At 68.4% G+C, this 329-nt stretch carries 1 protein-coding gene; it reads right to left on the bottom strand.

The window, feature by feature from the left end; all coding sequences use genetic code 11:
• Positions 1–262 (bottom strand): flavodoxin-dependent (E)-4-hydroxy-3-methylbut-2-enyl-diphosphate synthase (locus tag SB751_RS28990; protein ID WP_410748907.1); only part of this gene is annotated, 262 nt, incomplete at its 3' end.
• Positions 263–329: the final 67 nt, after the last annotated feature.

The following is a 329-nucleotide window of genomic DNA, read 5'->3' as shown; positions in this document are numbered from 1 at the left end:
CTTCCCTGGCGGCTTCGGGCGTATTGACGGTGATGCGCACCATCTCGGAGCCGGCCTGCGCCAGTTCCTTGACCTGGATCGCCGTGGCGATGGCGTCGGCGGTGTCGGTGTTGGTCATGGACTGCACCACCACCGGCGCGTCGCCGCCGATCATGACCGTGCGGTCGCCCCACTTCACCGCCACCGAACGCGTGGCGCGGCGGGGAGCCGCGCCCACGGAGGGCGGCGGCGCATCCTGGCAAGGCAGAGAGGAATCTTGCATCGGCGGAACCGGTAATTACTTGGACAGCTTGGGAAGCCAGTCGAACGCGAGCCAGTGCTGCGGCAGC

The organism is Cupriavidus sp. SIMBA_020 (assembly GCF_046535395.1).
Classification (GTDB): domain Bacteria; phylum Pseudomonadota; class Gammaproteobacteria; order Burkholderiales; family Burkholderiaceae; genus Cupriavidus; species Cupriavidus campinensis.
Note: the sequence above shows the minus strand (reverse complement) of the source record. Positions and strands in the feature narration are given on the sequence as shown.